This window comes from bacterium (genome assembly GCA_018814885.1).
Classification (GTDB): Bacteria; Krumholzibacteriota; Krumholzibacteriia; order LZORAL124-64-63; family LZORAL124-64-63; genus JAHIYU01.
This window is the reverse complement of the sequence record JAHIYU010000019.1, coordinates 1-7,827: the sequence shown is the minus strand read 5'-3', so window position 1 is coordinate 7,827 and position 7,827 is coordinate 1. Positions and strand designations below refer to the sequence as shown.

Annotated in this window: 7 protein-coding genes; 1 reads left to right on the top strand and 6 read right to left on the bottom strand. The window is 69.5% G+C overall.

Annotation, left to right across the window (positions count from 1 at the left end; translation table 11 throughout):
- Window positions 1-76: 76 nt before the first annotated feature.
- The gene (locus KJ554_01010; GenBank protein MBU0740910.1) at window positions 77-1,195 is read right to left on the bottom strand and encodes a twin-arginine translocation signal domain-containing protein; all 1,119 of its coding nucleotides are present in this window, start codon (window positions 1,193-1,195) and stop codon (window positions 77-79) included.
- Window positions 1,192-2,475: an MFS transporter gene (locus tag KJ554_01005; GenBank protein MBU0740909.1), complete on the bottom strand. Its 1,284-nt coding sequence runs from the start codon at window positions 2,473-2,475 to the stop codon at window positions 1,192-1,194. Before KJ554_01005 ends, KJ554_01010 begins: the two co-directional genes overlap by 4 nt.
- 271 nt (window positions 2,476-2,746) lie before the next feature.
- Between KJ554_01005 and KJ554_01000 the strand changes: the two genes are divergently transcribed.
- A complete protein-coding gene (locus tag KJ554_01000; protein ID MBU0740908.1) occupies window positions 2,747-3,568 on the top strand; it encodes a hypothetical protein in 822 nt (273 codons plus the stop codon).
- 66 nt (window positions 3,569-3,634) lie between these two features.
- Here the strand turns inward: KJ554_01000 and KJ554_00995 are convergent, their stop codons facing one another.
- Genes KJ554_00995 through KJ554_00980 form a run of 4 tightly spaced genes read right to left on the bottom strand, consistent with a single transcriptional unit; the run spans window position 3,635 to window position 7,758 of the window.
- Window positions 3,635-4,243 (bottom strand): porin family protein, encoded by a 609-nt coding sequence (locus KJ554_00995; GenBank protein ID MBU0740907.1) that lies wholly within the window; start codon window positions 4,241-4,243, stop codon window positions 3,635-3,637.
- Complete coding sequence (locus KJ554_00990) at window positions 4,240-5,670, bottom strand: sigma-54 dependent transcriptional regulator (GenBank protein MBU0740906.1); 1,431 nt, start codon at window positions 5,668-5,670, stop codon at window positions 4,240-4,242. Before KJ554_00990 ends, KJ554_00995 begins: the two co-directional genes overlap by 4 nt.
- Window positions 5,667-7,106, bottom strand: a complete 1,440-nt coding sequence (locus tag KJ554_00985; protein ID MBU0740905.1) for a HAMP domain-containing protein — start codon at window positions 7,104-7,106, stop codon at window positions 5,667-5,669. Before KJ554_00985 ends, KJ554_00990 begins: the two co-directional genes overlap by 4 nt.
- Window positions 7,093-7,758, bottom strand: coding sequence for a hypothetical protein (locus KJ554_00980; protein MBU0740904.1), 666 nt, complete (start codon window positions 7,756-7,758; stop codon window positions 7,093-7,095). The genes KJ554_00985 and KJ554_00980 overlap by 14 nt, the downstream gene beginning before the upstream one ends.
- Window positions 7,759-7,827: the final 69 nt, after the last annotated feature.

Here is a 7,827-nt window from a genome sequence, read left to right as displayed (position 1 = left end):
GACCGCGCCGCCGTGGCGTCGCCGGGCGCCTGCGCGAGCAGCAACGCCGCCAGCAGCAGGATCGCGCCGGCCCGTCTCACCGTGCGTGCCATGCCGCCAGCACCTCCGCCTCGCGTTCGGCCGACAGGCCCGCCCGCATGTTCAGGGTGCGCGTCTCGGGCAAGGTCTCCCACCACTCGAGGGTGTCGCGGATGGTCTCGGTCAGGGGGCGGAAGGTCAGTCCCCTGATCAGGGCCCGGTCCACGCGGACGGTGCCCACGCCGGCCTCCATGCTCCTGGGGATCCAGCAGGGCAGGTCGCTCCAGGCCTGGACGTCCTGCTCGGCCAGGAAATCCTGGTCCGCCCAGGTGATGGCCGCGTCGGATCCCGAGACCCGCCGGCACGTGTCGAGCATCTCGCCCATGGTCATCTCGCCGGGAGGGGAGACGGCGTTGTAGACGCCGGTGATGTTGCGCTCGATGCTGTCGACGATGAATTCGGCCAGGTCGCGCACGTCGATCACCTGGGTCGGTTCGCCCGGCGCGTGGGGCGCCAGCACCTCGCCGCCCCGCGACACGCGCACCGGCCAGTACGTGAACCGGTCGCTGCGGTCCAGGGAGCCCACGATCAGGCCCGGCCGGATGTTGCAGACGCGGCCCGGCATGGACGTCTCCGCCGCCTGCTCGCAGAGGGCCTTGAGCGGGCCGTAGGTCTCGGCTGTCACGTCCTCGACCGTCTCGTCCTCGAGCTTGCCGACAGCCGAGTCCTCGTTCAGGCCGATCTCGTCGAAGTCGCCGTAGACGCTGATGCTCGAGATGAAGACGTATTGCTTGACGTGGTCGCGCAGCAGGTCGGCCGACATCGTGACGATGCGGGGCACGTAGCCGCAAGTGTCGATCACCGCGTCCCAGTCGCGGCCCGCCAGCGCCTCGAGCTGCCCGTCGCGGTCGCCCACCAGCCGTTCCAGGTCCTGGAAGAGATCCGGGTTGGAGCGGCCGCGGTTGAAGAGCGTCACCTCGTGACCTCGCGTGCGCGCGTACTTGACGGTGTGCGGTCCCAGGAAATTGGTGCCGCCGAGGATGAGGATGCGCAGGGGCTTGACGCACTTGTGGCGGGTGAAGGCGGCGCGCGCGGTTACGGGCGCCAGCGCGCCGAGGCCGACCAGGGCGCCGCCCGCGGCGGCCGTCTTGAGGAAATCGCGTCGGTTCAAGGTCATGGCTGGTTCACTCCTTTGCTGTGGGCCAATCGCTGCTGGGCGGCGCCGAGCACGACCCCGACCCCTCCCCAGATCAGGGCCAGCGGGATGGCCGTCAACGAGACGCCGGCGATGCCGGCGCCCGCCTTGTCGAGAAAGTTGAAGACCGTGGCGCCGACGGCGTCGCCGCCGCGATAGACGAAGGTGTCGATGAAGCTCTTGGCCTTGTACCTCTGGTCGGCGGTCACGATCGTGTAGAGGGTCTCGCGCGCCGGCCGCGCCAGGGCGTAGTTGCCGGCCCGCCGGACGGCCTGGAAGATCAGCACGACCCCGTAGGTCGGCGCGAAGGCGAGCACCGCGAAGCCGAGGGCCGTCGCCAGCGGCAGCAGCATGAGCGTGGCGCCGACGCCGATGCGCGGGATCAGCCGGCCCGCCAGTCCCAGCTGCAATATCAAGGTCAGCAGGTTCGTCCACAGGTCGATCCGGGCGAAGAGCACCGCACGGGCGGCCCGCTCGGCGGTCTGGTCGTGCACGATGTGGGCCTGCACGAAGTAGAGGAAGGTGGAGCTGAGGCTGTAGAGGACGATGAATCCCGCGATGCCCAGCAGGTAGGGTGAACGGGCGGTGGCGGTCAGGCCCGACAGGATGCCGCCCTGCGGTTCCCGGGACGGGGCGGCGCCATCCGCCTGCCGCAGGGACGGGCGTCGCCACAGCGCCTGAACGCACCGCACAGCCAGTTCGAACATGACCACCGAGACGAGGATCAGGTTCACGCGGCCGACCGACTCGACGAGCAGGGCGGTCGCCCCGGCGCCGGCGACCCCGCCCACGGTGCCGCCGATGGCTATGAAGCCGAACAGGCGCTTGCTGCGCGCGAGGTCGGTGCGATCGGCCATGGTCGCCCAGAAGAGCGATACCGCCCACATGTTGATGACGCTGATCCAGACGTAGAAGACCCGCCCCAGACCGATCTGCGACCCCGCGGGCAGCCAGTGCGCCAGCGCGAAGAACACGACCAGGTTCAGCATGAAGAAGCGGTAGACGGCCGGCACGAGGCGCCGGCGGGAAAATTTCTTCAGCAGCGCCCCGAACAGGGGCGCCGTCAGGAGCATCACCACGAGGTTCGCCAGGTAGAGCCGCGGCAGCCTGTCCACGCCGCCCGCCACTCCCATCTCCTCGCGCAGCGGGCGCAGCACGTAATAGCCGGCCAGGATGCAGAAGAAGAAGGCGCAGGACAGCAAGGCAACGCCCAATTCGTCCTCGCGCACGCCGGTGACCTTGTGAATCAGCTTGCGGATCATGCCGTTAGCCTATCAGGGGTGGCGGTCGTTTGACAGGAAGGTCTACGCCGGCGCGACGGATTTGTTCGGCCCACCTCGCCGACGTGATCTTTCGCCGCGGGTGTGAAGCTGCGCCACATGTCGCGGGCGCATTGTCGCGCGTTCGGCTCGACGCACAACTAACGCCACGACAACATGTTGCTTCTGTCTCCGTAGCCGCGCGCCTCTCGGCATGCTCGATGCAGCGCCCCGGATCAACGGAGAACGAGGACACCCAACAAGGAGACCGGACATGATGACACGCAACAAGCTCCGCAAGATGTTCCTGCTTCTGGCCGCCCTGAGCCTCCTGGCCCTGGCCGGTTGCAGCGAGGACACGCCCCTCGCCCCCATCGCCGATCCCGATCCCCAGACCGAGGCGCCCACGCTGCCCGACGCGTCGAAGCTGCAGATCGATCTGAGCTTCTTCGACCAGGGCAGGGATCTCGACAAGGCTGCCGCCCGCTGGAACTTCTTCAACGCGTACCTGCGCGCGGTGGTCGTGACGGCCATGACCGAAGTGGTCCTGGCGCCGCCGGTGGCCGCCTTCTCGCTGGCCGTCCACACCGTGCCCAGCTACCAGCCCGATGGCTCGTGGCTGTGGGTCTACACATTCGTCAATGGCGCGCAGGAGGCCCAGATCAGGCTGCGTGGCATCATCGGCGACGACCACGTGGACTGGGAGATGCGCGTGACGGCGCTCGACGAGGGTATCGAGAACGCGCTGTGGTTCGACGGCGCGACCCGCGACCAGGGCGACACCGGCGACTGGACCTTCTACGACGTCGCACAGGCCGGCGACCCGGCGGTCGCCGAACTGCACTGGGCGCACCGTCCCGCCTCGAACACCGTGGGTCTGGTCGCCCTGCTCGGCGACGACGCGGGCGATGCGCTGACCTTCTCCGAGGCCGGCGGCGAACACCGCATCGACTTCACCGAGAGCGCAGGCGACGCGTGGTTCATCCGCTGGGTGGAAGCCGACGGCACCGGCAGCCTCATGGTCCCCGACTACAACGGCGGCGCGGAGGCCTGCTGGGACGCGCAGCAGTTCGACGTGGATTGCGGCGGCGAGTAGGCCAGATCACGATCGACCACGCCGGACCTCAGGGCGGCCCCCCGCGGAGCCGCCCTGTCCAGCGTTTCAGAGCCAGAACGCCACCCCGAAGGTCACCTTCGAGGCGAAGCCCGATTCCTCCACCGGCGTCTCGAGGGCGACGTCGCCGCCGGATCCCGAGTAGGTGACGGTCACCTTGTTCCAGTTCACCGCTTCGAGCCGCACCGAGCCGTGCAGCGAGACGCTCCCGCCGACCAGGTAGTGGGCCCCCCCGCCGAAGCTGATGCCGGCGCCCTCGGCCGCGAAGAGCAGGGCGTCCTGCTGGGACTCCAGCTTGTAGCCGCCGACGCCGCCGAAGAGGTAGGGGCGGAAGGCGCGACCCTCGCCGAAGAGGTAGACGCCCTCGAGCAGGGAGCTCACGAAGCGGATGTCGATGCCGGAGATGTTCGTGGCGTGGTCGGCGCCGCCGCCGTAGACGCGCAGCATGAACGCGGGGCTGAAGCGGTAGCCGACCTGCAGGGCGGCGCCGCCGGACTGCTCGTCGACGGAGACGAGGTCCTCCTCGTTGTTGTCCTGGACGTGACTGCTCAGGCCGTCGAGGCCGAGCAGCCAGCGGCCGTCCTGCGCCGCGGCGGCGCCGGCGACCAGGAGGGCCAGAAGCGACAGGATCGTCAACGGCAACGGTCGTCTTCTCATGAGGGGTTCTCTCCCTTGTCTTGCTTCTCGTCGTCCAGACCGTAGGCCTGGATCTTCTTGTGCAGGTTCGTGCGGTCGATGCCGAGCAACCTGGCCGCTCCCGAGACGTTGCCGCCCGTCTGCGCCAGGCAACCGCGGATGCAGGCGGCCTCGAAGGCCTGCCTCGCCTTGACCAGTCCGCCGAGCCCCTGGATCGAGGCGGGGGTGAGGGGGCCGGGCATGTCGCCCTCCGGCCCGGCGATCCCCGGCGCGGCCGCCGCGTCGAGCAGGCCGGTGGTCCGCAGATCGTCCGGCGTGATCTCGGGTCCCGCGGACATGATCGCCAGCCTTTCGACGGCGTTGTGCAACTCGCGCACGTTGCCGGGCCAGGGCAGCCGGGTGATGAGCTTCAGGGCCTCCGGACTGAACGTGCGTGGCGGCAGTCCGTTCTCCTCGCCGTACCGCGACAGGAAATGGACCGCCAGCAGCGGCACGTCGTCCCGTCTCTGTCGCAGCGGCGGCATGTGGATGGGCACCACGTTCAAACGGAAGAAGAGATCCTCGCGGAAGCCACCACCGCGCACGTCCTCGTCCAGGTCGCGATTGGTGGCGGCCAGCACGCGCACGTCCACCTTGATGGTCTTGTTGCCGCCGACCTTCTCGATCTCGCCCTCCTGCAGGGCCCGCAGGACCTTGGCCTGGGCGCGCAGGCTCATGTCGCCCACCTCGTCCAAGAAGATGGTGCCGCCGTCGGCCTGCATGAACTTCCCGTCGCGCGACTCGGTGGCGCCGGTGTAGCTGCCCTTCACGGCGCCGAACAGTTCGCTCTCGATCAGCTCCTCGGGGATCGCCGCGCAGTTGACCTTGACGAAGGGACCGTCGCGCCGGTCGCTCGCCTCGTGCAGGGCCCGCGCCACCAGTTCCTTGCCGGTGCCGCTCTCGCCGCGGATGAGGATGCGCGCCGGCGTGGGCGCGGCGCGGTCGATCTGGTCGCGGATGGCGCGCATGGCCTCCGATTCGCCGATCATCAGGTGGCGGCTGCGCTCCTGCTGTTTGTAGCCGCGCACCTCGCCGTCCAGTTTCTTGACGCGCAGGGCGTTGCGCACCGCGAGCACCACGCGCTCGCGCGAGCAGGGCTTCTCGAGGAAATCGAAGGCGCCCTCGCGCGTGGCCTCCAGCGCGGTGGAGATGGTGCCGTGGCCGGAGATCATGACCACCTGCTGGGCGGGATCCTCGGCGCGCAGGCGGCGCAGGGTCTCGAGGCCGTCGATGCCGGGCAGGCGCACGTCCAGGATCACCACGTCGGCGCCGTCGGCGCGCCACGCGTCGAGGCCCTCCTCGCCGCTGGCAGCCTCCGCCACCTCGAAGCCTTCCGATTTCAGCACCATGCAGAAGGTGCGGCGGATGTTCTTCTCGTCGTCGATGATCAGGATGCGCGACATCGTCATTCCTTCCCGCCGGCGGGGATGCGCAGCGTGAAGACCGCTCCCGCGCCGGGATTGCTGTCGATCTCGATCTCGCCGCCGTGGCCGTGCACGATGCCGTCCACGATGGCGAGTCCCAGGCCCATGCCTTCCTTGCGCGTGGAGAAGTCGGGCTCGAAGATGCGGTCGCGGTGCTCGGGCGGGATGCCCACGCCGCCGTCGGCCACTACCAGCACCAGCCCGCCGTCCTTGTCGTTGCGCGCCGAGAGCGTGACGCGGGATTCGACGCCCGCCTGCGCGCAGGAATTGAGGCCGTTGTCGATGAGGTTGACCAGGGCGCGCCGCAGCTCCTTGGCGTCGAACCTGCCCAGCAGGGAAGCGGCGGCCGGGCTGACCTTCAATCTATCGCCGTAGAGCCGGGCCAGGTCCCGGACCAGCGGCACGAGGTCTTCGTCCCGCAGCCGCGGCCGGGGCAGGCGCGCGAAGTCGGAGAACTCGGCGACCAGGCGTCGCAAACCGTCGACCTCCTCGCCGACGATGAGCTCGCACGTGGCGAGCGCCTCGCGATGGTTCTCGTCGGTGCCCCGGTAGCTGCGGTGCGTCTCCTGGACGGCCAGCAGGATGGGCGTCAGCGGATTCTTGATCTCGTGGGCCAGGGTGCGGGCCATGCCCCGCCAGGCCGCCGCCTTCTCCAGCCGCGACAGTTCGCGCCTCTGCTGCGACAGTCGCGCGACCATCTCGTTGAACGCGCGGACCAGGGCGCCCGCCTCGCCGCCCGCGTCGGCGTCGACCCGCGTTTCCAGATCCCCTTCGGCGACGCGCGCGGCGCCCGCCGCCACGGCCTCGAGGGGGCGGGCGAGTCGGCCGGCCATCACCGAGGCCACGGCCAGCGCCGCGAGGATCAGGGCCGCGTAGACCAGCACGAAGGGCAGGATGTAGCTGCGCAGGATGGGTTCGCGCTCGATCTGGAAGGCGGCCAGCAGGCCCATGGCGTCGGTGATCCTGTCGGCCCGCGCCACGAGTTCGGGCGGCAGGGCCTGCGCGATCACAACCGGGCGCCCGCCCGCGGTGCGCACCTTCAGGGCGAGATGGGAGCCCACGACCTGCGGGCCGTCGTCGAGGGAGGTCAGTGCCTCGTTCAGTTCGGGCACGAACGCCGCCTGCCCGAGCCATTGCCCCTGTTCGTCCATCATCATCTGTCCGGTGGTCGCGGCGGGATTCATCAGGGCCAGATGAGGCTTCCAGAGGCGGTCCGCCGCCTGGGCGAAGGCGTACTTGCGTCGCTGCAGTTCCTCGCGCGATCCCTCCATGCCGGCCTTCAGGCCGTCCACGAGCGTCTGCTGCAGGGCGGGATTCATGCTGCGCTCGATGAGGTTGCGGACCACCAGCGACATGGGAAGCGCGGGCAGCAGGGCCGCCACCAGGATGACGATCATCAATCGCGTCCTAATGCGGCGCATGCGTCAACTCCCCGGGACGAAAGGGCGCGGAATCGCAGTAGGCGTCCATGTCCGCGTCGTCGCCGCCCCTGTAGAAGAAACGGATCAGCCGGCCCAGGCTGACGGAGACCTCCTGGACGGCGTCGCCTTGTCCGTTGCGGACCGACTGTCCACCGGAGATCATCTGTCCCATGCGTCCACGCGTGTCGGGTGCGATGGGGTGCAGGCGCAATCCGGCTCGCACGACCGCCGGCGTGACGTCGTCCAGGACGGACAGCGTCGCCACCGGCAGCGGCGGCAGGGCGGAGAGGTAGGCGTGCAGACCCTCGAGATCCGGGAATCTGGCTTCCTGCCCCGCCATGCTCACGGCGTAGACCTCCTCCCAGAGATCGAACGAGAGCAGCATCAGGATGTGATTGCGGGCCACCGAGCGATCGTCCTCCTGCAGGACCTCCAGTCTCAGCTCGATGGCCGAGACCAGGCCGCTGCGCAGGGTGGAAACGATGCGCTCGCCGGGCAGGCCCTCGGTCGTCAGGCTGCAGACCAGCAGATCGTCGCGGCCGGCCGGCACGACGGAGATGATGCGCGGCGCCGCGCACGCAGCGGAGGCGAGCAGGGTCAGCAGGACGGTCAGCCAGGACCGGCAGGCGCGCGCGCAGCGGCCGCCGCCCATCAGAAGCTCCATCCCAGCGAAACGTGACCGTGGAAGGACTCGTCCACCGGCGAGGTGGACAGGGGCACG